Source organism: Acidimicrobiales bacterium (genome assembly GCA_041394185.1).
Lineage (GTDB): Bacteria > Actinomycetota > Acidimicrobiia > Acidimicrobiales > Poriferisodalaceae > JAAETH01.
The window spans coordinates 694,805-719,549 of record JAWKIQ010000002.1 but is presented as its reverse complement, the minus strand read 5'-3'; the positions used below and the strand labels follow the sequence as shown (position 1 = coordinate 719,549).

At 63.3% G+C, this 24,745-nt stretch carries 22 protein-coding genes, 3 tRNA genes and 2 pseudogenes; all 27 read left to right on the top strand.

Translation table 11 applies throughout. From position 1 onward, the window contains the following. Positions 1–108 precede the first annotated feature (108 nt). The 27 genes and pseudogenes from R2770_10830 (at position 109) to rpsC (ending at position 24,590) form a co-directional block, all read left to right on the top strand. Positions 109–181 (top strand) — tRNA-Thr (locus R2770_10830). A gap of 28 nt (positions 182–209) precedes the next feature. Then, positions 210–283: transfer RNA gene (locus tag R2770_10825), tRNA-Met, on the top strand. A 133-nt stretch (positions 284–416) separates the two neighbouring features. Then, the gene (gene tuf, locus R2770_10820; protein MEZ5280956.1) at positions 417–1,601 is read left to right on the top strand and encodes an elongation factor Tu; all 1,185 of its coding nucleotides are present in this window, start codon (positions 417–419) and stop codon (positions 1,599–1,601) included. A gap of 108 nt (positions 1,602–1,709) precedes the next feature. Further along, positions 1,710–2,276, top strand: a complete 567-nt coding sequence (locus tag R2770_10815; GenBank protein ID MEZ5280955.1) for an RNA polymerase sigma factor — start codon at positions 1,710–1,712, stop codon at positions 2,274–2,276. Continuing rightward, positions 2,266–2,634 carry a hypothetical protein gene (locus tag R2770_10810; protein ID MEZ5280954.1) on the top strand — a complete coding sequence of 123 codons (369 nt, stop codon included), beginning with the start codon at positions 2,266–2,268 and terminating at the stop codon, positions 2,632–2,634. Before R2770_10815 ends, R2770_10810 begins: the two co-directional genes overlap by 11 nt. 126 nt (positions 2,635–2,760) lie before the next feature. Next, positions 2,761–2,833: transfer RNA gene (locus R2770_10805), tRNA-Trp, on the top strand. 53 nt (positions 2,834–2,886) lie between these two features. Beyond that, entirely contained in the window at positions 2,887–3,189 is a 303-nt protein-coding gene (gene secE, locus R2770_10800; GenBank protein ID MEZ5280953.1) for a preprotein translocase subunit SecE, read from the top strand. Then, on the top strand, positions 3,189–4,016 hold the full coding sequence (nusG, locus tag R2770_10795) for a transcription termination/antitermination protein NusG (protein MEZ5280952.1): 828 nt from the start codon (positions 3,189–3,191) through the stop codon (positions 4,014–4,016). Before secE ends, nusG begins: the two co-directional genes overlap by 1 nt. A gap of 143 nt (positions 4,017–4,159) precedes the next feature. After that, the gene (gene rplK / locus R2770_10790; GenBank protein MEZ5280951.1) at positions 4,160–4,588 is read left to right on the top strand and encodes a 50S ribosomal protein L11; all 429 of its coding nucleotides are present in this window, start codon (positions 4,160–4,162) and stop codon (positions 4,586–4,588) included. Positions 4,589–4,670: 82 nt separating this feature from the next. Beyond that, on the top strand, positions 4,671–5,357 hold the full coding sequence (gene rplA / locus R2770_10785; GenBank protein MEZ5280950.1) for a 50S ribosomal protein L1: 687 nt from the start codon (positions 4,671–4,673) through the stop codon (positions 5,355–5,357). 178 nt (positions 5,358–5,535) lie between these two features. Further along, positions 5,536–6,204: a 50S ribosomal protein L10 gene (gene rplJ, locus R2770_10780; GenBank protein MEZ5280949.1), complete on the top strand. Its 669-nt coding sequence runs from the start codon at positions 5,536–5,538 to the stop codon at positions 6,202–6,204. 67 nt (positions 6,205–6,271) lie between these two features. Further along, the gene (gene rplL / locus R2770_10775) at positions 6,272–6,652 is read left to right on the top strand and encodes a 50S ribosomal protein L7/L12 (protein MEZ5280948.1); all 381 of its coding nucleotides are present in this window, start codon (positions 6,272–6,274) and stop codon (positions 6,650–6,652) included. 359 nt (positions 6,653–7,011) lie between these two features. After that, the gene (locus tag R2770_10770) at positions 7,012–10,587 is read left to right on the top strand and encodes a DNA-directed RNA polymerase subunit beta (protein ID MEZ5280947.1); all 3,576 of its coding nucleotides are present in this window, start codon (positions 7,012–7,014) and stop codon (positions 10,585–10,587) included. Between the two features lie 53 nt (positions 10,588–10,640). After that, the gene (locus tag R2770_10765) at positions 10,641–14,537 is read left to right on the top strand and encodes a DNA-directed RNA polymerase subunit beta' (GenBank protein ID MEZ5280946.1); all 3,897 of its coding nucleotides are present in this window, start codon (positions 10,641–10,643) and stop codon (positions 14,535–14,537) included. Between the two features lie 3 nt (positions 14,538–14,540). Continuing rightward, positions 14,541–15,257 (top strand): hypothetical protein, encoded by a 717-nt coding sequence (locus R2770_10760; GenBank protein MEZ5280945.1) that lies wholly within the window; start codon positions 14,541–14,543, stop codon positions 15,255–15,257. Positions 15,258–15,408: 151 nt separating this feature from the next. Then, positions 15,409–15,780, top strand: a complete 372-nt coding sequence (rpsL, locus tag R2770_10755; protein ID MEZ5280944.1) for a 30S ribosomal protein S12 — start codon at positions 15,409–15,411, stop codon at positions 15,778–15,780. A 1-nt stretch (position 15,781) separates the two neighbouring features. Continuing rightward, positions 15,782–16,252: a 30S ribosomal protein S7 gene (rpsG, locus tag R2770_10750; protein ID MEZ5280943.1), complete on the top strand. Its 471-nt coding sequence runs from the start codon at positions 15,782–15,784 to the stop codon at positions 16,250–16,252. A 107-nt stretch (positions 16,253–16,359) separates the two neighbouring features. Further along, positions 16,360–18,456, top strand: coding sequence for an elongation factor G (fusA, locus tag R2770_10745; GenBank protein MEZ5280942.1), 2,097 nt, complete (start codon positions 16,360–16,362; stop codon positions 18,454–18,456). Positions 18,457–18,521: 65 nt separating this feature from the next. Continuing rightward, positions 18,522–19,706 carry an elongation factor Tu gene (gene tuf / locus R2770_10740; protein MEZ5280941.1) on the top strand — a complete coding sequence of 395 codons (1,185 nt, stop codon included), beginning with the start codon at positions 18,522–18,524 and terminating at the stop codon, positions 19,704–19,706. A 5-nt stretch (positions 19,707–19,711) separates the two neighbouring features. After that, on the top strand, positions 19,712–20,032 hold the full coding sequence (gene rpsJ / locus R2770_10735) for a 30S ribosomal protein S10 (GenBank protein ID MEZ5280940.1): 321 nt from the start codon (positions 19,712–19,714) through the stop codon (positions 20,030–20,032). Positions 20,033–20,376: 344 nt separating this feature from the next. Then, positions 20,377–21,012, top strand: coding sequence for a 50S ribosomal protein L3 (rplC, locus tag R2770_10730; GenBank protein MEZ5280939.1), 636 nt, complete (start codon positions 20,377–20,379; stop codon positions 21,010–21,012). 7 nt (positions 21,013–21,019) lie between these two features. Next, positions 21,020–21,637, top strand: a complete 618-nt coding sequence (gene rplD / locus R2770_10725; GenBank protein MEZ5280938.1) for a 50S ribosomal protein L4 — start codon at positions 21,020–21,022, stop codon at positions 21,635–21,637. After that, positions 21,634–21,924 (top strand): 50S ribosomal protein L23, encoded by a 291-nt coding sequence (gene rplW / locus R2770_10720; GenBank protein ID MEZ5280937.1) that lies wholly within the window; start codon positions 21,634–21,636, stop codon positions 21,922–21,924. The genes rplD and rplW overlap by 4 nt, the downstream gene beginning before the upstream one ends. 2 nt (positions 21,925–21,926) lie before the next feature. After that, positions 21,927–22,763, top strand: coding sequence for a 50S ribosomal protein L2 (gene rplB, locus R2770_10715; protein MEZ5280936.1), 837 nt, complete (start codon positions 21,927–21,929; stop codon positions 22,761–22,763). A 3-nt stretch (positions 22,764–22,766) separates the two neighbouring features. Beyond that, positions 22,767–23,051 carry a 30S ribosomal protein S19 gene (rpsS, locus tag R2770_10710; GenBank protein MEZ5280935.1) on the top strand — a complete coding sequence of 95 codons (285 nt, stop codon included), beginning with the start codon at positions 22,767–22,769 and terminating at the stop codon, positions 23,049–23,051. Beyond that, positions 23,048–23,398: pseudogene (gene rplV / locus R2770_10705) on the top strand (50S ribosomal protein L22). Before rpsS ends, rplV begins: the two are co-directional and overlap by 4 nt. Before the next feature lie 523 nt (positions 23,399–23,921). Beyond that, positions 23,922–24,590 (top strand): annotated as a pseudogene (gene rpsC / locus R2770_10700) (30S ribosomal protein S3). Positions 24,591–24,745 lie beyond the last annotated feature (155 nt).

Genomic DNA, 24,745 nt, shown 5'->3' with positions numbered 1-24,745 from the left:
CCCTCGTCACGGGTGAGTCGAAGAGTACAGCGCAAAGTCGAACGAAAGTGTTGCGCGAACCCCCTCGTTCATAGCTAAACTCGTCCTTTGCTGCCACACGGCATGCCAGCCCCGTTAGCTCAGTCGGTAGAGCACAGCCATGGTAAGGCTGGTGTCGCCGGTTCGATTCCGGCACGGGGCTCGACGAGTAAAAATAGACTCGCACCCCTGGCGGGGTAGCTCAGCTGGTCAGAGCGCACGGCTCATAATCGTGAGGTCACGGGTTCGATCCCCGTCCCCGCTACGGCTCCGGTACGACCGGACCACAGGCCCGGTTCCCACCGGGCCCGCGGTGTCGTTTTCAGACGCCACATCGCTGCCAGACCGCCGCGCGCAGGGCGCGGCTCCCAGATCCTCCGGAAAGAGCGAGATATCCCATGGCGAAAGAGAAGTTTGAGCGGACGAAGCCTCATGTGAATGTGGGGACGATGGGTCATATTGATCATGGGAAGACGACGTTGACGGCGGCTATTACGAAGGTTTTGGCTGAGTCGTCTGGTGGTAAGGCTACGGCGTTTGAGGATATTGATAAGGCTCCTGAGGAGCGGGAGCGTGGTATTACGATTTCGATTGCTCATGTTGAGTATGAGACTGCGAATCGTCATTATGCGCATGTTGATATGCCTGGGCATGCTGATTACATCAAGAATATGATTACGGGTGCTGCGCAGGTTGATGGCGCGATTCTTGTTGTGTCGGCTGCTGATGGTCCGATGCCTCAGGCGCGTGAGCATGTGTTGTTGGCTCGTCAGGTGGGTGTTCCGTCGATTGTGGTTGCCTTGAATAAGGTGGACATGGTTGATGATGAGGAGTTGTTGGAGCTTGTTGAGCTTGAGGTTCGTGAGCTTCTGTCGGAGTATGAGTTCCCTGGGGATGATATTCCGGTGATGCCTGTGTCGGCTTTGAAGGCGCTTGAGGGTGATGCGGATGCTGCTGCTCAGGTGTTGGAGTTGATGGCGCAGGTTGATGCGTTTATTCCTGATCCTGAGCGTGATACGGATAAGCCGTTCTTGATGCCGATTGAGGATGTGTTCACGATTACGGGTCGTGGGACGGTTGTGACTGGCAAGATCGAGCAGGGTGTTGTCCATGTGGGTGACTCGATCGAGATTGTTGGTATCAAGGACACGAAGACGACGACGTGTACTGGTGTTGAGATGTTCCGGAAGCTTCTTGATGAGGGGCAGGCTGGTGACAATGTTGGTGTGTTGTTGAGGGGTATTGGTAAGGAGGAGGTGGAGCGTGGTCAGGTGTTGGCTGCGCCGAAGTCGATTACTCCTCATACCGAGTTTGAGGCGACGATGTATGTGTTGACGAAGGAGGAGGGTGGTCGTCATAAGCCTTTCTTCACGAATTATCGTCCTCAGTTCTATTTCCGTACGACGGATGTGACGGGTGCGATTACGTTGCCTGAGGGTACGGAGATGTGTATGCCGGGTGATAACACGGATTTGACTGTTGAGTTGCATGCTCCGATTGCTATGGATGAGGGTTTGCGGTTTGCTATTCGTGAGGGTGGTCGTACTGTTGGTGCTGGTCGAGTCACCAAGATCATCAAGTAGTCGTCCTCCCCTGCTCGACTGACCGGTCGGGCACCACAATCGAGAGCTGCCCGGGGCCACCGCCCCGGGCAGCTGCGTTGTTGGCTCGATTGGGCTAGCTTCGGTGAGGTGGACATCGAGACCCTGGCGCTCGCAGCCAAGGCCGGCGACGACCGGGCGTTCTCTGCGCTGGTCGAGGCAACGTACGGCGACACCTACACGCTGGCCCACAGGCTCACCGGTAACGCCCACGATGCCGCCGATGTGGTTCAGGATGCCTACATAAGGGCGTACAAGAACCTCAAGTCGTTCAGGGGCGATTCCAAGTTCTCGACCTGGATGTATCGCATCACAGCCAACTGCGCTGCAACCCATCTGGGCAAGCGGCGCCGCAACAACCACGACGAGCTGACCGATCTGGTCGCGCCCTCGGACAGCACGGCGATCCACGATCCCGACTTCGTGGCGATGAACGGCTCGCTTCGTAGCTCGTTGTTGGAGGCCTTGGCGGGGTTACCCGCTTCCATGCGTGCGGTCGTGGTATTGCGAGACGTCTACGACCTCCCGCACGAGGACATTGCCGCCGAGCTGGGAATCTCTGTGACGGCGGCCAAGGTGAGGCTCCATCGGGCCCGCCGCAAGCTGCGCGACCTCGTCGACGAGACCGTGTTGGCCGAGGTGCGCCGTGCAGTGTGAATCAGCAGCAGCGGCGGTGGCGTCTCTGGTGGCGGGCGAGGTGCCATCGAGCCGTCGCCAAGCTCAGCACGTCGACCAGTGTCTCAGGTGCCAGGCCGAGGTGGTCAGAGGTCGACGGGTGCGGCGCTCGCTTCGCGAGTTGCGCACGGCGATGGTCAGCCCCGATCCCGCTCTTTTGAGCGACCTGTTGCTGGCGGTCAGTCGGGCCGCAGCCGACGAGGCCCAGCGTTCGAAGGGCCGGGCCCGCCGCCTGGTCTACCTGGCCGCGGCGGCCACCGCTGCCGGCGGTGCTGCCGGCGGAATCGCCGTTGCGGCCCTCAGGCGTAGGCCGGGACGTCACCTCATCGCCGCGGGCTGAGCCGGGCATCGGGCGACATAGTCCGAAACTGCCGTCTGCGTTCGTGATGTCGGCTGCTATCGTTGTCGGGTCGGGACGTAGACCGGCTGCGCGAGCGCGCCTCGTCCGGTCCCGAACAACTGACAAAGGGCAGTAGCTCAATTGGTAGAGCACCGGTCTCCAAAACCGGCGGTTGGGGGTTCGAGTCCCTTCTGCCCTGCGATCTCGCGCCGCCTTCGGGTGGTCCCGAAACCATGAGTGGAGTTTCCCCACATGGCCATGAATCGACAGCAGCGTCGCCAACTGCAAAAACAAGGTGAAGTCGACAAGGACGGTGCGCCCATTGCGCAGCGCCGTGAGCGCGCGTCTCAAGGCCCGCCCGAGTCGCGCACCGGCCCTCGCGAATTCGTCGGCGAGGTACGCGACGAGCTCAAGAAGGTCGTGTGGCCGACGCGTGACGAACTCAAGAACTACGCCGTCGTCGTGTTCGTGACCATCGTGGTCCTCACCGCCATCATCGCCGGGATGGACTTTCTCGCCGGCGAAGGCGTTCTGAAACTCTTCGAGACGAACTGATGACCGACGAAACCAACACCGAACCCGTCACGCCCGACCTCGACGAATTGCTTCCCACGGGCGATCTCGTCGTCCCCGACCAGCAAGAAGACGAGATCGATCTGGCGTTGCCGGTTGGCGATCTGTCGCCGGGGTCCGAATCCGAGAGCGCTGAACAAGACACCGACGTCGAAGATGCGGCCGCTGATGTACCGGCCGGGGTCGATCCCGAGACCGGCGAGATCCTCGACGAGGACGACATCATCGAAGAGCGTCCGGCGCTCGAGAGCCCATACGATCGCCCCGGCAAGTGGTTCGTAGTCCACACCCAGTCGGGCTACGAGAACAAGGTCAAGCAAAACCTCGAAGCACGCATCGTGTCGCTGAACCTCGAAGACAAGATCTTCGAGGTCGTCGTGCCGATGGAAGACGTCATCGAGTTCAAGCAGGGCCGCAAGGTCGTCGTACAAAAGAAGATGTTCCCCGGATACCTGCTGATCCGTGCGGCTCGCGGAGGCGACACCCAGCACGCCATCCGCAACACACCCGGCGTCACCGGGTTCGCCGGGCCCGGCGGTAAGCCCACCCCCCTCAAGCGTCGCGAGGTCGAGACCTTCCTGGCGGTTCGTGGCGAGGAGGGTGTCGAAGAAACCACACCTCGCAAGACCAAGACGCGCATGCTTTATGAGGTCGGCGAGACGGTGCGGGTCAAGGATGGCCCCTTCGCAGACTTCCAAGGCCAGATCGAAGAGATCAACACCGAACAGCTCAAGCTCAAGGTCTTGGTCAACATCTTCGGCCGCGAAACGCCGGTCGAACTCGACTTCGCACAGGTTGGCAAGCTCTGAGGATCTGGCCGGAGGCCACGCCACCCGCCGCGTAGCTCCGAATTTCGAAACTTTTCTGGCGCGAACCTCAGATCGCGCGGCAAACTTGTCCCTCGTGCCCGGCGCAGCCTCGCGCCCCGGGTCCCCCACACACGGAGATTCTCATGGCGAAGAAGAAGGTCGCCGCAATCGTCAAGATCCAGATCCCCGCCGGCGGCGCCACTCCCGCTCCGCCCGTCGGTACGGCTTTGGGTCCACACGGCGTTGCCATCATGGACTTCTGCAAGGCCTACAACGCCCAGACCGAAGCCCAGCGCGGAACGATCATCCCGGTCGAGATAACGATCTTCGAAGATCGCTCGTTCACCTTCGTCACCAAGACGCCACCGGCGTCGGTTCTGTTGCGCGAGGCGGCCAAGGTCGACAAGGCCTCGTCCAACCCTGGTCGCGAGTCGGTTGCAAAGATCTCGCAGGCCCAGCTCGAGCAGATCGCTCAGACCAAGCTGCCCGACCTGAACGCCAACGACATCGAGGGCGCCAAGCTCATCATCGCCGGCACCGCTCGCTCGATGGGTATCGAAGTCGAGGCCTGAGAGGGCTTCGCTCAACCACCCCGGAGAGCACCTCGCTCCGGGTCCTGGTCTGTCTCGAGGTAGCAGTTTCTGCGAAAGGACAATCATGCCCAAGGGCAAGAAGTATCAAGACGCGCTGCGTCGATTCGATCGTGCCGCACTGCACGATCCCGAGGCCGCTTTCGGCCTGGTTCCCGCAATCGCCACCGCTACCTTCGACGAGTCCGTCGACGTGGTGTTCCGGCTCGGCGTCGACCCCCGCAAGGCCGACCAGATGGTGCGTGGAACCGTCGCCCTCCCTGCCGGCACCGGTGGCGAGGTCAGGGTGCTCGTGTTCGCTCAGGGCGACGCGGTCGACGAGGCCCGCTCCGCGGGCGCCGACTTCGTCGGTTCCGACGAGCTCGCTGCCGAGATCGAGGGCGGCATGTTCGACTTCGACGTCGCCATCGCGACCCCCGACATGATGCCCCTGGTGGGGCGCCTCGGTCGTGTGCTCGGCCCTCGTGGTCTGATGCCCAACCCCAAGACGGGCACAGTCACCCCCGACGTGGCCAAGGCTGTCACCGAGTTCAAGGGTGGCCGTGTCGAATATCGCACCGACCGCTATGGCAACGTCGCCCTGTCGATAGGCAAGGCCAGCTTCTCGCCCGCCGATCTGTCGGTCAACTACAACGCCGTGGTCGACGAACTCTCCCGGGCCAAGCCCGCATCGGCCAAGGGCCGCTACTTCCGCAAGGTGACGCTCAGCACGACCATGGGCCCCGGTATCCGGGTCACCCCGCCGGTCTGATCATCGAGATCACGAGCTAGCCTCACATCCACATAAATTCGCTCGCCGAAGACATCCGGTGGCCCTGCGGGGCGTAAGTGGATCGAATCCCGATCCAGCCTGACGAGGTGAACTCCTGAACTCCTCTCGGAGCCGGGGTTCGCTGGTGCGAGCCCCGAACTGCCGAGAGGAGGTGAAAATGGACAGAACACCACGTGCCGAAAAGGTCGCTGTGGTCGACGAGGTGCGCAAGCGCTTCGAAGAGTCGAACGCAGTGCTGTTGACCGAGTACCGCGGCATCTCGGTGGCCGCGATGGGAACCCTCCGTCGTGCGCTGACCGCTGCCGGGGGCGACTACAAGGTCTACAAGAACACCCTGGTTCGCTTGGCCGTCTCCGATCTCGGAGTCGAAGGACTCGCCGACAAGCTCGTCGGGCCCACCGCGCTGGCTTTCGTCAAAGACGACGCCGCCGCAGTCGCCAAGTCGCTCAAGGACTTCGCGGCGGGCAACGACAAGCTCGTAATCAAGGGCGCCGTCCTCGACGGAAAGCTCCTGGACGAAGCTCAGGTCAAGGCTCTCGCCGAGCTGCCTTCGCGCGACGAGATGCTCGCCAAGTTCGCGGGCCTGCTGCAGGCTCCGATGTCGAACATGGCCGCATTGCTCAACGCAACCATGGCGAAGTTCGCGTACGGCATCCAGGCGCTCATCGATGCGGGTGGCCCCGAGGCCGCCGCAGGTGCTTCGACCGGGTCAACCGATACGGCTGACGCCGAGGAGCCCACCGACGCCGTCGAGTCTTCCGACTCAGACGACGCACCAGAGCCCGTCGATGCCGGCGAACCCGCCGACGCCGAAACCGAAGACTGATCCCAACTTTCACGAATCGGGCCGTCTCTGAGGAGACGACCGACCCTCTTTAGGAGAACACCAACAAATGTCTATCGACGAGATCCTCGATGCGATCGGGAACCTCACCGTCATCGAGCTGAGCGAGCTGCTCACCGCCTTCGAAGAGAAGTTCAACGTCACCGCTGCTGCCCCTGTGGCCGTCGCTGCCGTTGCTGCCGGCGGCGACGCCGGCGGTGCCGCTGCCGAGGAGGAGAAGGACGAATTCGACGTCATCCTCACCGGTGCCGGCGACAAGAAGATCCAGGTCATCAAGGAGGTTCGCGGAATCACGAACCTCGGCCTGAAGGAAGCCAAGGACCTGGTCGAGGCCGCCCCGAAGGCTGTCCTCGAGGGTGTGTCCAAGGAAGACGCCGAGAAGGCCAAGGAGGCCCTCGAGGGCGCCGGCGCCACCGTCGAGCTCAAGTAACTCCTTCACTTTCGCTCAGCGAATAACCGCGTCAGAGGGGGAAGCACCAAGGTGCTTCCCCCTCTTCGCGTTCGGGCTCGCTTGACCGCGGCCCAAGTTCTACCTAACGTTTCGTGACACAACGAACCGGGCGCTGGTCCTCAGCTTCGATGCCGAGGTGCCGACCGGGTCTGTAGAGGGTTGCTCGAACACCGGGCAACGACCTTGTTGTTTGCGCGATCGGTGCGTGGGCGCTAGCCTGTGCTGTTGCCGTGGCCGTTCTGTCGTTTTACTCCGACACTCAGGCGTTCACGCGCGTCCAGAATCGTAGTGGTATCGGGATGACGCCCGTGGCCACCATCTGATGTCGGGAGTTCCCCTTGTCTTCTCGCTCCGCAATTCGCGATCGGTATTCGTTCGGCTCTCTGGACGAAGTCCTGGAGCTTCCGGATCTCATCGGAGTTCAGCGCGACTCGTTCCAGCGCTTCCTCGATCAAGGGCTTGCCGAGACCTTCGCTGACATCAGCCCGATCACGGACTTCAGCGGGTCGCTGCGCCTCGAGCTCGAGTTCGACCCCGACGACGAAGATCTGCGTCCACCTCCAAAGTTCTCGGTCGACGAGTGCAAAGAAAAGGACATGACCTACGCCGCGCCGATCTTCGTGCGCGCACGCTTCATGAACTCGTCCACGGGCGAGATCAAGGAGCAGACGGTCTTCATGGGCGACTTCCCCATGATGACCGACAAGGGCACGTTCATCATCAACGGCACCGAGCGTGTGGTCGTCAGCCAGCTGGTGCGCTCACCCGGCGTCATCTTCCAGCCAGGCGAGCGTTACCGCCTGCGCAACATGGCCAAGCATCAGCTCGTCACCGGCACGGTTCATCCCTATCGCGGCGAGTGGATCGAGTTCGACGTCGAGCACAAGCCGGGCAAGGACGTCACCGCCGGCTGTCGCGTCGCCCGTAAGCGCCGCCTCAGCCTCTTCACCTTGCTGCGTGCGCTGGGTTACGACGAAGAGACCCACCCCGGGTTCCTCGATCGCTTCGTCAACCACTTCTCGTTCCTCGAGGGTCAGTGGGAGAAGGATCAGCACATCGCACCGACCCAGGAAGAGTCGCTGGTCGAGATCTACAAGCGTGCCCGTCCGGGCGAGCCCCCCACACCTGAGGCTGCGGCCAACTACTTCAACAACGCCTTCTTCGAGGATCGTCGCTATTCGCTCAGCCGGGTCGGCCGCTACAAGCTGAACCGCAAGCTAGGCAATGAACTCGATCGCATCGAAGAGCTCTTCGGTATCGAGCTCGAACGTCCCGATCCGAACCAGAACGTGTTGTCGCGCGCCGAGGTGCTCGCGGCCGTCACCTACCTGCTGCACCTGGCCGACGCCGAGCCCGGCTATCGCCTCGACGACCAGGACCACTTCGCCAACCGCCGCATCCGCAGCGTCGGCGAGCTGATCCAGAACCAGGTGCGTATCGGCCTGAGCCGCATGGAGCGTGTGGTCCGCGAGCGCATGACCACCCAGGACGTCGAGGCCATCACGCCTCAGACGCTCATCAACATCCGTCCGGTGGTGGCGGCCATCAAGGAGTTCTTCGGAACTTCGCAGCTGTCGCAGTTCATGGACCAGGTGAATCCGCTCTCGGGCCTCACCCACCGGCGTCGGCTCTCGGCGCTCGGCCCGGGCGGCCTGTCGCGCGAGCGCGCCGGCTTCGAGGTTCGCGACGTTCACTTCAGCCACTACGGCCGTATGTGCCCCATCGAAACTCCCGAGGGTCCCAACATCGGTCTCATCGGCGCCCTGGCATCGTTCGCTCGGGTCAATGACTTCGGCTTCATCGAGTCGCCCTACCGCAAGGTAGAGAACGGCCAGGTCAGCGACGAGGTCGTTTACCTCACCGCCGACGAGGAAGAGGAATACGTCGTCGCTCAGGCCAACGCGCCCCTCGACGAGAACGGCAACTTCGTCAACGACCGCGTTCTCGTACGCAAGAGCCCTCAAGGTCAGAGCCTTTCCGACCTGAAGCTGCAGATGGAGCGCGATACCTACTTCGCTGCAACGACCGAGGTCGGCTTCGTGCCTGCCGCCGAGGTCCAGCTGATGGACGTCTCGCCGAAGCAGATCGTGTCGGTGGCCACCGCACTGATCCCGTTCCTCGAGCACGACGATGCCAACCGGGCCCTCATGGGTGCCAACATGCAGCGTCAGGCCGTGCCGTTGGTGCGTGCCGAAGCTCCGTACATCGGTACGGGTATCGAGGCTCGCGCCGCCCACGACGCCGCCGACATGATCCTGGCCGCCGATGACGGCACCGTCACCGACGTCTCGGGCGAATACATCGAGCTCGAATACAAGAAGCTCGGCAAGCAGCGTCATCGCGTGGCGAAGTTCCGCCGGTCCAACCAGGACACCTGCATCAACCAGAAGATCCGTGTTCACGAAGGCCAGAAGGTCAAGCGCGGAGACCTGCTGGCCGACGGTCCCTCCACAGATCATGGCGAGCTCGCCCTGGGCAAGAACCTCCTGGTCACCTACATGGCCTGGGAGGGCTACAACTTCGAGGACGCCATCATCTTGAGCGAGCGTCTCGTCAAGGACGACGTTCTCACCTCGATCCACATCCACGAGTACGAGATCGACGCCCGCGACACCAAGCTCGGCCCCGAGGAGATCACCCGAGACATCCCGAACCTCTCGGACGAGGTTCTGGCCGATCTCGACGAGCGCGGCATCATCCGTGTGGGTGCCGAGGTCGGCCCCGGCGATGTGCTGGTCGGCAAGGTGACACCCAAGGGCGAGACCGAGCTCACCCCAGAAGAGCGCCTGCTGCGCGCCATCTTCGGCGAGAAGGCTCGCGAGGTTCGTGACACCTCGCTCAAGGTTCCGCACGGCGAGAGTGGTGTCGTCACCGACATCAAGGTGTACTCGCGCTCCGATCAGCACGAATTGCCGCCCGGCGTCAATCAGCTGGTCCGTGTGTATGTGGCCCAGAAGCGCAAGATCTCGGTGGGTGACAAGCTCGCCGGTCGCCACGGCAACAAGGGCGTCATCTCCAAGATCCTGCCCATCGAGGACATGCCGTACCTCGCCGATGGCACCCCGGTCGACATCATCCTCAGCCCGTTGGGCGTTCCCAGCCGCATGAACGTCGGTCAGGTTCTCGAAGCCCACCTCGGCTATGCCGCACGGTGGGGATGGGAGCTCGAAGGCGAAGCGGTCGGCGATGAGCCGATCCGCACCGGCCAGTCCAAGACCAGGCCCAACACCAACCCCTCGACGTTCATCGCCACGCCGGTGTTCGACGGCGCCAAGTGGGACGAGGTCGAGTTGTCCGGTGGCGACCCCACCATCAAGGAGATCCTCGGCAACCTGCGCCCCGACGGTGTCGACGGAAAGCGCATGATGACCGATGCCGGCAAGGCGCAGCTGTTCAACGGCCGCACCGGCGAGCCATACGACCAGCCCACCATGGTCGGCTACTCGTACATCTTGAAGCTCGCTCACCTCGTCGACGACAAGATCCACGCCCGCTCGACTGGCCCCTACTCGATGATCACCCAGCAGCCGCTCGGTGGTAAGGCCCAGTTCGGCGGTCAGCGCTTCGGCGAGATGGAGGTGTGGGCCCTCGAGGCCTATGGCGCCGCCTATTGCCTCCAGGAGCTGTTGACCATCAAGTCCGACGACGTGCTCGGCAGAGTTCGCGTGTACGAGGCGATCGTCAAGGGCGACAACATCCCCGAGCCGGGCATCCCCGAGAGCTTCAAGGTTCTCATCAAGGAAATGCAGGCCCTCTGCCTCAACGTCGAGGTGATGAGCCATGCCGGCACCCAAATCGACATGCAGGGCCTGGACGAGGACGTGTTCCGCGCCGAGGAGTCCCTGGGCATCGACATCAGCAGGCCAGAACGAGGAAGCGACGAGGAGGACGAGATGCGCAGACAGCGGATCTGAGGTCTGTGAAGACCAGATAGTTCCGCAAGTACGCATCTCGAAGGAGACACCACATGATCGACGTCAACGATTTCTCCGAGCTTCGCATCGGACTAGCCACCGCCGATGCCATCCGCACCTGGTCGAACGGCGAGGTCAAGAAGCCCGAAACCATCAACTACCGCACGCTCAAGCCCGAAAAGGACGGACTCTTCTGCGAGAAGATCTTCGGCCCCACCAAGGACTGGGAGTGCGCGTGTGGCAAGTACAAGCGCGTCCGCTTCAAGGGCATCATCTGCGAGCGCTGCGGCGTTGAGGTAACCCGCCAGAAGGTTCGCCGCGAGCGCATGGGCCACATCGAGCTGGCGGCCCCGGCTGTTCACATCTGGTACCTGCGCGGCACCCGCTCGTGGCTTGCGTACCTGCTCATGGGCACCGAGGCTCGTGAAGAGCTCAAGGCCAAGCAGCTCGAACGCGTCATCTACTTCGCAGCCAACCTGGTCTGCTGGGTCGACGAGGACAAGCGCCACGAAGATCTTCCGCGCCTCGAAGAAGAGATGCGCGAAGAGCTCGATGCCATCGCCAAAGAGCGCGATCTCGAGATCGACAAGGCATACAAGGAGCTCGAGGCCGAGATCGAAGAACTCGAAAAGGACGGCGCCAAGGACAAGGACCTCAAGGCCCGCCAGCGCGATGCCGAGCGCGACATCGCCGCACTGCGCGAGGAGTACGAGGAAGAGGTCGAGCTGGTTCAGCGGGTCTTCGACGAGTTCAAGGACCTTCACAGCCGCAAGATCATCGAAGACGAGCTCCTGTGGCGTGAGCTGGTCGACCGTTACGGCGAATACTTCGATGGCGGCATGGGTGCCGAGGCCATCGCCCGCCTGCTGGGACGCCTCGACCTCGACGAAGAAGAGGTCAAGCTGCGCGAGCAGATCGACCCCGCCGAAGGCGTCAAGCCGCTGTCGGTTCAGCGCAAGCAAAAGGCCATCAAGCGCCTGAAGATCGTGTCGGCGTTCAACCGCCGCGACGAACACGGACGGCGAGTGAACGACCCGAGGGCCATGATCCTCGACGCCGTTCCCGTGATTCCGCCCGAGCTGCGCCCCATGGTGCAGCTCGATGGTGGTCGCTTCGCCACCTCTGACCTGAACGACCTCTACCGCCGCGTCATCAACCGCAACAACCGCCTCAAGCGGCTGCTCGATCTCGGGGCACCCGAGATCATCGTCAACAACGAAAAGCGCATGTTGCAGGAAGCCGTCGACGCCCTGTTCGACAATGGTCGCCGCGGCCGCCCGGTCACCGGGCCGGGCAACCGTCCGCTCAAGTCGTTGTCCGACATGCTCAAGGGCAAGCAGGGTCGCTTCCGCCAGAACCTGCTGGGCAAGCGCGTCGACTACTCGGGCCGTTCGGTCATCGTGGTCGGCCCGACGCTGAAGCTGCACCAGTGTGGCCTTCCGAAGCTGATGGCCCTCGAGTTGTTCAAGCCCTTCGTCATGAAGAAGCTGGTCGACACCGAGGTCGCACAGAACATCAAGTCGGCCAAGCGCATGGTCGAACGTCGCAGGGCCCAGGTCTGGGACGTGCTCGAGGAGGTCATCCGCGAGCATCCGGTGCTGCTCAACCGTGCACCTACTCTTCACCGTCTCGGCATCCAGGCATTCGAGCCGATCCTCGTCGAGGGCAAGGCCATCCAGATCCACCCGCTGGTCTGCGCCGCTTTCAACGCCGACTTCGACGGCGACCAGATGGCTGTTCACCTGCCACTGTCGGCCGAAGCTCAGGCCGAGGCCAGGGTCTTGATGCTGTCGTCGAACAACATCTTGTCGCCCGCCGACGGTCGCCCGATGACGGTGCCCAGCCAGGACATGATCATCGGCTCGTACTACCTGACCGAGGAGCGCGGGACGCTGGCCGAGGGCGAAAGCCCGAAGGTCTTCAAGCACCGTTACCAGGTCGAGCAGGCTCTCGAGATGGGCAGCGTCACGCTGCACACCCCTGTGATCTACCGCGGGGCACCCAGCCTCAAGACCGAAGACGGCTGGCAGCGCACGACACCTGGGCGCATCTTGTTCAACGAGACGTTGCCCGTCGGGTTCCCCTACGTGAACCGTCCCGTCAAGAAGCGCGACATGGGCAACATCGTGTCGGCGCTGACCGACGATTACCCCAAGGCCGACGTGGCCGCCAGCCTCGACAGGCTCAAGGCTCTGGCCTATCGCTATGCCTCACAGTCGGGCCTGACCATCTCGATCAACGACGTCGCAGTTCCGCCGTCGAAGGGCCAGATCCTCGACGGTTACGAGGCCGAGGCCGAGCGGGTCGAGACCCAGTACCGCCGGGGCATCATCACCGACGGCGAGCGCCGCCAAAAGGAGGTCGAGATCTGGACCTCGGCCACCGAAGAGGTGCGCGATGCCATGGAGGTCGAGCTCAAGGCGACGGTGTTCAACCCCATCGACATGATGGTCGGTTCGGGCGCTCGCGGAAACATGATGCAGGTCCGCCAGATCGCCGGCATGCGCGGCCTGGTGGCCAACCCTCGCGGTGACATCATCCCGAGGCCGATCAAGAGCTCGTATCGAGAAGGCCTCTCGATGCTCGAGTACTTCATCGCCACCCCGGGTGCCCGCAAGGGTCTCGTCGACACCGCTCTGCGTACCGCCGACTCTGGCTATCTCACACGCCGCCTCGTCGACGTAGCGCAGGAGCTCATCATCAACGAGGAAGACCCCTTCGACCGCGACGGAATGGTGCGCGGCATCTGGCTCGAAGACATCGGCCCTGATACCGCCGACAAGCGCACCTACCTCGAGACCCGCCTGTTCAGCCGTGTGCTCGCCGACGACGTAGAGCTCAGCGACGGTTCGGTCATGGAACGCGGAACTCTGGTCGGCGAAGAGGAGATGATCCGACTTCGCGACGACGAGAAGGTCACCCGAGTGCGCGTCCTTTCGCCACTCACCGACGACAGCGAGTTTGGTGTGTCGGCCAGGGCCTATGGCTCTTCGCTGGCCAGCGGCAAGCTGATCGAGGCCGGCGAGGCCGTGGGTGTCATCGCCGCTCAGTCGATCGGCGAGCCCGGTACTCAGCTGACCATGCGTACCTTCCACACCGGTGGTGTCGCCGGGTCCGACATCGCCGGCGGTCTGCCACGCGTCGTCGAGCTGTTCGAGGCTCGTAGCCCCAAGGGCAAGGCCGTTCTGGCCAAGCGTTCGGGCGTCGTGCGCATCGGCGAAGACGACGGCCGTGGCCGGGTCATCGAAGTCGTCGGCGACGACGGCGAAGAAGACGTGTACACGGTGCCGGCGGTCGCTCGTCTGGCCATCACCGATGGTCAGGAGATCCGCGCAGGCGATCCTCTCGTCGACGGCCCCCGCGATCCCAAGGAGCTCCTCGAGATCCGTGGTATCCGTGAGACACAGCAGTATCTCGTCGACGAGGTACAGAAGGTCTACCGCGACCAGGGCGTCTCGATTCACGACAAGCACATCGAGCTCATCGTGCGCCAGATGACTCGTCGAGTGCTCGTGGCCGAGCCGGGCGACAGCCCGTTCCTTCCAGGTGAGCAGGTCGACCAGCGCGTGTACGCCGAGGTAAACCGTGGCATCGTGCGCGATGGCGGACGCCCTGCCGAGGGCCGGCCGGTGATGATGGGTATCACCAAGGCATCGCTGGCAACCGACTCTTGGCTGTCGGCGGCCTCGTTCCAGGAGACCACCAGGGTTCTCACCGAAGCCGCTATCGAGTCTCGTTCCGACGACCTCAAGGGCCTCAAGGAGAACATCATCATCGGCAAGTTGATCCCGGCCGGAACCGGAGTCGAGCGCTACCGTGCCTTCCGCACCACCGCCCCCGACTACGAGCCGATCGATTTCTGGACCTCCGAAGGCGAGGAAGAGCAGGACCCTGCCGAGTGGCTCGCCAGCATCAGTGGCGGCAGCGACGATCTCGGCAGCTCGGCCTGAGCCATGCGTAGTTCCGCCGTGGCGGCGGCCGTCGTGTTGGGCGCGCTATCAACAGCGTGCTCCGACGACCAGCCGCTGCCTCCGGCGGTGCTCATAACCACAGATCCACCCCCGGCCACCGCTGGGTCGCCACCTTCGACGACCCAACCGGTGGCCGGTGGCGTATCCGACGTCACGTCGGCACCAGGCGTCACCTCGTCGACGACCGTCGTAGAGGTCGGTGAGCTCGACCCCAAGGACGTATTCGCCGATCTGAGCCCTTACGACGCCAGCCTCTCGTTCCTCGACCTGTCCGACGTCGACTCGCAACGGCTCGAGGACTCGTTGCGTTCAGACCAGCGAGTGGGTCCACATCTGCAAGGGGTCGAGGCCAAGGCGTTGATGAGAGAGGGCGACCTGGTGGCCGTCGCTTTGGCCTTGGCCGTCGATCCGCAGTCGGCATCCGCGCCGGGGTTCACCGAGACCTTCCTCGCTGGGGCAACCAGCGGGGGAGTGGCAGACCCGCTGCCGCTCGACGTCGCCGGTTATGAGGTGACCGTGTGGATCACCGGAGACACCAGCAGCCTGGTGTGGGTGCTCGAGAACGTCTATGTGGTGGTGACCGGCCGCGATGCCCAAGCGCTCAGAACCAGTGTCGATTCCATGGTAAGAGCAGCGGTCGGTCTGGCGCCGGCACAGGCTGCCGACGCGGCCCCGGGCTCCGCTGACGGGGGCGCCTGAGCGATGGCATCACCCGTAAACGCGATAGGGGTTGCCGAGATCGTCCGCAGGCCGTACGCTTTAGCGCTGGCCCTGAGCGCGGAGCGCCGTTTCCCCGCTGGCCTGGGCCAATCCGTTCGTCTGTCTCTCCAACCAAGTCACGAGGTCGTTCGTGCCCACGATTCAGCAACTGGTCCGTAAGGGCCGCGAAACCAAGCCCGCCAAGGGTAAGACACCCGCGCTGAAGGGTTCCCCGCAGCGTCGCGGCGTGTGCACGCGCGTCTTCACCATGACCCCCAAGAAGCCCAACTCGGCTCTGCGCCGTGTGGCTCGTGTCCGACTCAGCTCGGGCGTCGAGGTCACCGCCTACATCCCCGGCGAGGGACACAACCTCCAGGAGCACTCCATCGTGCTCGTGCGCGGTGGTCGTGTGAAGGATCTCCCCGGCGTTCGCTACAAGGTCATTCGTGGTGCGCTCGACGCATCGTCGGTCAACAAGCGCAAGCAGGCTCGCAGCCGCTACGGCGCCAAGAAGGAGAGCTGAAATGCCCCGCCGTGGAGCAGCACCCCGCCGCGACCTCATGCCGGACCCGATCTACGACTCGGTCCTGGTCACCCAGCTGATCAACAAGATCCTCCAGCGCGGCAAGCGCACGCTGGCCGAGCGCATCGTGTACGACGCCCTGGACATCATCCAGACCAAGACCGAGGCCGAGCCAATCTCGACCCTCAAGCGCGCTGTCGACAACGTTCGCCCCCAGCTCGAGGTCAAGAGCCGCCGCGTCGGCGGTGCGACCTACCAGGTCCCCGTCGAGGTGCGTCCCCGCCGTGCCAGCACCCTCGCCATTCGCTGGATCGTCGGCTTCGCCCGCGATCGCCGCGAGCGCAGCATGGCCGAACGCCTCGCCAACGAGCTCATCGATGCCGCTGGCGGCATGGGCTCTTCGGTCAAGCGTAAGGACGACACCCACCGCATGGCCGAAGCCAACAAGGCCTTCGCCCACTACCGCTGGTAGCCCGCGGGCTAGCTGCAGATCACTACGAATACGAATCACCAAATCATCGAACCCGGCACCAGTGCCGGGTTCGACCTTGAACCACCCACCGCCTGGGAGATCCCCTCATGGCTCGTGCCCACACGCTAGAGAAGCTACGCAACATCGGCATCATGGCCCACATCGATGCCGGCAAGACCACCACGACCGAGCGCATCCTCTTCTACACCGGTCGCAACTACAAGATCGGTGAAGTCCACGACGGCGCCGCCACCATGGACTGGATGGAGCAGGAACAAGAGCGCGGTATCACCATTACCTCCGCTGCCACCACCTGCGCCTGGGATGGGCACACCATCAACATCATCGACACCCCCGGCCACGTCGACTTCACCGTCGAGGTCGAGCGCTCGCTTCGCGTGCTCGATGGTGCAGTCGCGGTGTTCGACGGTGTGGCGGGCGTCGAGCCGCAGACCGAGACGGTCTGGCGCCAGGCCGACAAGTACCGCGTTCCGCGCATGTGCTTCATCAACAAGCTCGACCGCACCGGTGCCGACTTCTACTACTGCCTCGACACCATCAAGGACCGCCTCACGACCAACGTTGCCGTCCTGCAGTTGCCGATCGGCGCCGAATCCAACTTCCAGGGCGTGGTCGACCTCGTCAAGATGAAGGCGCTCACCTGGTCGCTCTCGGTCGACGAGAAGGACCTCGGCGCCAAGTACGACATCGTCGAGATCCCCGAAGAGCTTCAGGATCGTGCCGACGAGTTCCGTCTCGAGCTGCTCGAGCGCATCGCCGAGACCGACGACGACTTGATGGAGCGTTACCTCGAGGGTGAAGAGTTCACCGAAGACGAGCTCATCGCTGCCATCCGCAAGGCGACCATCGCCAACAAGATCGTTCCGGTCCTCACCGGATCCGCGTTCAAGAACAAGGGCGTGCAGCCACTGCTCGACGCCGTGGTGCGCTATCTGCCCTCGCCTGTCGACGTCGGTGCCATCCGTGGCACGGCGCTTCGCAGCGAGGACGAGCTCAAGCGCATGCCCAGCGACACCGAGCCCTTCTCGGCGCTGGCGTTCAAGATCATGACCGACCCCCACGTCGGCAAGCTGGTCTACTTCCGCGTGTACTCGGGCCGCCTCGAAAAGGGCGCTCAGGTGATGAACACCACCACCGAGAACAAGGAGCGCATCGGGCGCATCCTCGAGATGCACGCCAACAACCGTGAAGACCGCGACGAGGTGCAGACCGGCGACATCGTGGCCGCCATCGGTCTCAAGAACACGCGCACGGGCGATACGTTGTGCGATCCCTCGAACCCGATCGTGCTCGAACAGCTGGTGTTCCCCGAGCCGGTGATCCACGTTGCCGTCGAACCCGCTTCCAAGGCCGACCAAGACAAGATGGGCAAGGCTCTGGCCGCCCTGTCCGAAGAAGACCCCACCTTCCGGGTGCGCACCGACGAGGAGACCGGCCAGACCGTCATCTCGGGAATGGGCGAGCTGCACCTCGAGGTCATCGTCGACCGCATGATGCGCGAGTTCCGTGTCGATGCCACGGTGGGCAAGCCCCAGGTCGCCTACCGCGAGACCATCACCAAGTCGGTGCCCAAGGTCCAGTACATCCACAAGAAGCAGACCGGTGGCTCGGGTCAGTTCGCAGACGTTTCGATCAAGATCGAACCCAGCGGCGCCGGCGGTGGCTACTCGTTCAAGGACAGCACCAAGGGTGGTGTGATCCCCAAGGAGTACATCGGCTCGATCGACCAAGGCATTCAGCAGTCGGCCACCAACGGCCCGCTTGCCGGGTTCCCGATGGTCGACTTCAACGTCGAAGTCGTCGACGGTAGCTCTCACGATGTCGACTCCTCGGAGATGGCGTTCAAGCTCGCGGGCTCGATGGTGCTTCGCGAGGCCGCCAAGAAGGCCGGGCCGGTTCTGCTGGAGCCGGTCATGTCGGTCGAGGTCGTTACGCCCGAGGATTACATGGGCGACGTAATCGGCGACCTCAACAGCCGCCGCGGCCAGGTCGGTCAGATGGAGATGCGTGGTACCAACCAGGTCATCTCCGCAACCGTTCCGCTTTCGGAGATGTTCGGTTACGTCGGCGACCTGAGGTCCAAGACCCAGGGTCGCGCCACCTACACCATGCAGTTCGACAGCTACCAGGAAGTGCCGGCCAGCATCGCCGACGAGATCATCAAGCGGATCCGCGGCGAATAGCCCGGTAGCCTCGACAATCACACGAACGAACTAACACAAGATTTCAACTCAGGAGAACAAAACCCATGGCGAAAGAGAAGTTTGAGCGGACGAAGCCTCATGTGAATGTGGGGACGATGGGTCATATTGATCATGGGAAGACGACGTTGACGGCGGCTATTACGAAGGTTTTGGCTGAGTCGTCTGGTGGTAAGGCTACGGCGTTTGAGGATATTGATAAGGCTCCTGAGGAGCGGGAGCGTGGTATTACGATTTCGATTGCTCATGTTGAGTATGAGACTGCGAATCGTCATTATGCGCATGTTGATATGCCTGGGCATGCTGATTACATCAAGAATATGATTACGGGTGCTGCGCAGGTTGATGGCGCGATTCTTGTTGTGTCGGCTGCTGATGGTCCGATGCCTCAGACGCGTGAGCATGTGTTGTTGGCTCGTCAGGTGGGTGTTCCGTCGATTGTGGTTGCCTTGAATAAGGTGGACATGGTTGATGATGAGGAGTTGTTGGAGCTTGTTGAGCTTGAGGTTCGTGAGCTTCTGTCGGAGTATGAGTTCCCTGGGGATGATATTCCGGTGATGCCTGTGTCGGCTTTGAAGGCGCTTGAGGGTGATGCGGATGCTGCTGCTCAGGTGTTGGAGTTGATGGCGCAGGTTGATGCGTTTATTCCTGATCCTGAGCGTGATACGGATAAGCCGTTCTTGATGCCGATTGAGGATGTGTTCACGATTACGGGTCGTGGGACGGTTGTGACTGGCAAGATCGAGCAGGGTGTTGTCCATGTGGGTGACTCGATCGAGATTGTTGGTATCAAGGACACGAAGACGACGACGTGTACTGGTGTTGAGATGTTCCGGAAGCTTCTTGATGAGGGGCAGGCTGGTGACAATGTTGGTGTGTTGTTGAGGGGTATTGGTAAGGAGGAGGTGGAGCGTGGTCAGGTGTTGGCTGCGCCGAAGTCGATTACTCCTCATACCGAGTTTGAGGCGACGATGTATGTGTTGACGAAGGAGGAGGGTGGTCGTCATAAGCCTTTCTTCACGAATTATCGTCCTCAGTTCTATTTCCGTACGACGGATGTGACGGGTGCGATTACGTTGCCTGAGGGTACGGAGATGTGTATGCCGGGTGATAACACGGATTTGACTGTTGAGTTGCATGCTCCGATTGCTATGGATGAGGGTTTGCGGTTTGCTATTCGTGAGGGTGGTCGTACTGTTGGTGCTGGTCGAGTCACCAAGATCATCAAGTAACTGACATGGCTGCATCACAGAAAATCCGCATCCGGCTGAAGGCCTACGATCATCAGATCGTCGATCAGTCGACCCAGAAGATCGTCGAGACCGTCCTGCGTACGCAGGCCCAGGTTCGCGGCCCCGTGCCGCTGCCGACCGAGAAGCACCGTTATACGGTCATCCGGTCGCCGCACAAGTACAAGGACTCTCGCGAACACTTCGAGATGCGCATTCACAAGCGGCTGATCGACATCGTCGAGCCCTCACCCAAGACCGTCGACTCGTTGCAGCGCCTCGAGTTGCCGGCCGGTGTCGACATCGAGATCAAGATCCAGCAGGACTGAAGTCAGATCTCAGGCACGGGGTCCCGCCGCTCAGGCGGGGCCCCGTGTGCATTTCCCCACCCGTCGACTGGCGGCACAGAAGTAGCCCTCCGGGGTTGTGCAGCGCCGAACGCGCGGGTATCGTTTCAGATTCGTGCGCCGAAGCAGTCGGCGCAGCTGCGCTAGGCCACCTGCCCAGCCGGTAATCGACGTCTTCGTAGGCCCGGGTCGTGTTTGAACGGCCGCTGCGGGAACCACGGGGCACAACCGAACCAACGCTCCGCTGGCCATGCCATGCGGAGCGTTCGCGTGACACGAGGAGGGTTTCCGCCCTCCCTCAGCGAGCAAGAGAGAGAACGCCTCCGATGGCGAACAAGGCGATTGTTGCCGAGAAGGTCGGCATGACACAGCTCTGGGACGATGACAACCGCGTCGTCCCCGTGACGATGCTGCGCGTGTCGCCGTGCCGCATCGTGCAGATCAAGACCGACGAGAACGACGGTTACACAGCGATTCAGGTCACCTATGGCTCGGCCAAGGAGAGCCGCCTCACCAAGCCCGAGGCCGGCCACTTCGCAAAGGCCGGCGTCGAGCCAGGCACCCGCCTGGTCGAGCTCCGCGTCGACGACGTGAGCCAGTTCGAGGTAGGCCAGCAGATCGATGCCAGCCTCATCGAGGCCGGCAGCCTCATCGACGTGACGTCGGTCTCGAAGGGCAAGGGATTTGCGGGCACGATGAAGCGCCACAACTTCTCTGGTCAAAAGGCCAGTCACGGCGCCCACCGTGTACACCGCAAGCCCGGCTCGGTCGGCGCATGTGCCACCCCGGCCCGCGTGTTCAAGGGCACGCGCATGGCAGGGCGCATGGGCGGCCAGAAGGTCACCACGCAGAACCTGACCGTGGTCAAGTCCGACGCCGATGCCGAGATCATCTTGGTCAGGGGCTCGGTCCCGGGACCCAAGGGCGCCGTCGTGGTGGTCCGCGACGCGGTGAAGGGATAACGAGAACATGTCCATCACCCTCAACGTCAAGACCCAGACGGGCGCCGACGCCGGAACCGTCGAGGTGTCAGAAGACCTGTTCGGAATCGAACCGAACATCCCGGTGCTGCACCAGGTCGTCACCGCACAGCTTGCGGCACGGCGCGCAGGAACCCACTCGACCCTCACCCGGGCCGAGGTACGCGGCGGCGGCGCCAAGCCGTTCCGCCAGAAGGGCACCGGTCGTGCCCGCCAGGGCTCGAGCCGCGCTCCTCAAATGACGGGCGGCGGCATCGTGCACGGTCCCAAGCCCCGCAGCTACCGCCAGAAGGTCAACAAGAAGGTCAACCGTCTGGCCCTGGCTTCTGCGCTCTCGGACCGCGTCCAGTCAGAGCGCCTGCTCGTCATCGACAGGTGGAGCTTCGAAGCTCCCAAGACCAAGGACGCCGTCGAGGCCATGAAGGCCCTCGATCTCAGCGGTCGGGTGGTGCTGGTCGTCGGAGCCGACGACGACACCGCCAGCCGCAGCTTCCGCAACATCCCTGGTGTTCAGCTCCTGAAGCAGTCAGAGCTCAACGCCTACGACATTCTCTGCAGCGACTGGCTGGTCTTCACCACCTCGACGCTGCCGGGAGGTGAATCGTGAAGGACCCACGCGACGTAGTCCTCCAGCCTGTGGTGTCGGAGAAGTCCTACGCCCTCCTCGAGGACAACGTGTACACGTTCGTCGTCCACAACTCGGCTTCCAAGCCCGAGATCAAGGACGCAATCGAGACGATCTTCGATGTGAAGGTCATGAAGGTGAACACCCTTAACCGCAAGGGCAAGCGGATGCGCAATCGCCGCTCGTTCACCTACGGAAAGCGGCCCGATACCAAGCGGGCCATCGTCACCCTCGCCGAGGGTGACTCGATCGATCTGTTCGGGGCCTGATAATGGGTATTCGCACACGCAAGCCGACGAGCCCGGGTCGCCGTTTCCAGACGGTTTCGGATTTCTCCGAGCTCACCACCGATCGCCCAGAGAAGTCTCTTCTTGCCAAGAAAAACGCGACGGGCGGCCGCAACAACAACGGTCGCAAGACCGCCCGCCACAAGGGCGGCGGTCACAAGCAGCGCTACCGCGTCATCGACTTCCGTCGCAACAAGGACGGCGTGCCCGCCACCGTTGCGACCATCGAGTACGACCCCAACCGCAACTGCCGCATCGCCCTGCTGCACTACCACGACGGCGAGAAGCGCTACATCCTGGCGCCTCAGGGTGTGACGGTCGGCGATGTGGTCTCCAGCGGCCAGAACGCCGACATCCGCCCGGGCAACGCTCTGCCTCTGCGCTTCATCCCGGTTGGTACGACGGTCCACAACATCGAGCTCAAGCCCGGCGCCGGCGGCCAGATGGCCCGCAGCGCCGGTGCCAGCGTCCAGCTGGTGGCAAAGGAAGGCGATTTCGCCACCCTGCGCCTTCCGAGCTCCGAGATGCGCCGCGTGCCCATCGATTGCCGCGCAACCGTCGGTGAGGTCGGAAACGCCGAGGCAGACCTGGTGAAGGTCGGCAAGGCCGGTCGCAACCGCTGGAAGGGCGTTCGTCCCCAGACCCGCGGCGTGGCCATGAACCCCGTCGATCACCCCCACGGTGGTGGTGAGGGCAAGACCTCAGGTGGTAGGCACCCGGTGTCGCCATGGGGTCAGCCAGAGGGTCGCACCCGAGATCGCAAGAAGAAGTCCAACGACATGATCGTCCGCCGCCGTCGCACGCGCGGATCGCGGAGGTAGTAGATGCCACGCAGCCTAAAGAAGGGCCCGTTCGTCGACGAGCATCTCCTCAAGAAGGTGGATGCCCTCAACGAAACCGGCGAAAAGAAGGTCATCAAGACCTGGTCGCGCCGCTCGACCATCATCCCCGACATGATCGGCCACACCCTGGCCGTGCACGACGGCCGCAAGCACGTGCCCGTGTATGTCACCGAGTCGATGGTCGGCCACAAGCTCGGCGAGTTCGCCCCGACGCGGACCTTCAAGTTCCACGCCGGCCAGGAGCGCAAGGGTAAGGGCCGCCGATGAGCACGATCGATCTCACCGAGGTCGCAGGCGCCCGCGCCACGCACCGCTATGCACGCCTGTCGGCCAGCAAGGCCCGCGCCGTGCTCGATCTGATCCGCGACCACGACGTCGCTGATGCTGCCGACATCCTGCGTTTCTCCGAGCGGGGTGCCGCAGAGGTCATTGCCAAGGTGCTTGCGTCGGCAGTCGCCAACGCCACCAACAACGAGGGCCTCGACGAAGACGAGCTGTACGTCGCCGAGTGCTTCGCCAACGAGGGACCAACCCTCAAGCGCTGGCGTCCACGTGCTCGTGGCCGCGCCACCCGCATAAACAAGCGCACGTGCCACATAACGGTTGTGGTCGCACGCCTCGACGACGAAGAACTCGAGATGCGCGAGGCTGCAACCAGCGCGGCCGCCACAACGCCAAACCGCGCCGACCGCCGCGCCCGCGTCGCCGCGAGCCGCCAGGCCGACAACGTGCCTGAGGACGCGGCCAGCTACGACGACGTGCAGGACGCGATCATCGACACCGGCGCCGATGCTGAAGAGCTCGACGCCCCGACCGACACCCCCGAGGCCGACAACCCCGAGGCCGTGGCCGAGTGGAATGCCGAAGACGCCGACGCCGATGGCGAGGCGAACCTGGCCGACGAGTCGCCCTATGGCGAGGGCTCGATGGCCCCGCCCGCCGACGGCTCGATCCCCGAGGGGTTCCCGGTCAAGGGCAACGCAGACTCGATGAAGTATCACGAGCCTGGTGGTCGCTGGTACGACAGCACGGTGGCCGAGGTCTATTTCGCATCCGCCGAAGCTGCTGAGGCGGCCGGCTTCACCAAGGCCGGCTCACGGGCCAAGGCCGCTGACACCGAGGGCGAGGAGGCCTGACATGGGTCAGAAGATCAACCCCTACGGTTTTCGGCTGGGCGTTACCACCGACTGGAAGTCCCGTTGGTTCTCCGACAAGGAGTACAAGGACAACGTCATCGAGGACTGGAAGATCCGCAACTACCTGCGCACCGAGCTTCCGCACGCTGCCATCAGCCGCGTCGAGGTCGAGCGCACACGCGATCGACTCCGTGTCGATGTCCACACCGCTCGCCCCGGCATCGTCATCGGTCGCCGCGGCTCTGAGGCCGACCGGCTCCGGTCGGGACTCAGCAAGATCTCGGGCAACCCCAAGGTCCAGCTCAACATCCAGGAGATCAAGCAGCCCGAGCTCGACGCTGCGCTGATCGCCCAGGGTGTGGCCGACCAGCTCGCAGGTCGTGTCGCTTTCCGCCGTGCGATGAAGCGCGCCGTGCAGAACGCGCTGAAGGCCGGAGCTCTTGGTATCCGGGTTCAGTGCTCGGGCCGCCTCGGCGGCGCCGAGATGAGCCGTACCGAGTGGTACCGCGAGGGCCGCGTGCCGCTGCACACGCTGCGCGCCGACATCGACTACGGCTTCCGCGAGGCCCGTACCACGGCCGGACGTATCGGCGTCAAGGTGTGGCTCTACAAGGGCGACATCCTGCCGTACAAGGTCTCGGCCGACGAGCGCATCGCACGTGAGGCTGCCATGGCCACCGGCGATGGTCCGGGTGCACCCGCCATGCCGGCCGCCGTCGTTTCGTCCAGCGGTCGTCGTGCCGCCGAAGCGGCTGCCGCAGCTCCGGCGCCTGCACCCGCCGACGACGAGACGGTCGACGAAGCAAACGTGCCGCTGGTCAAAGA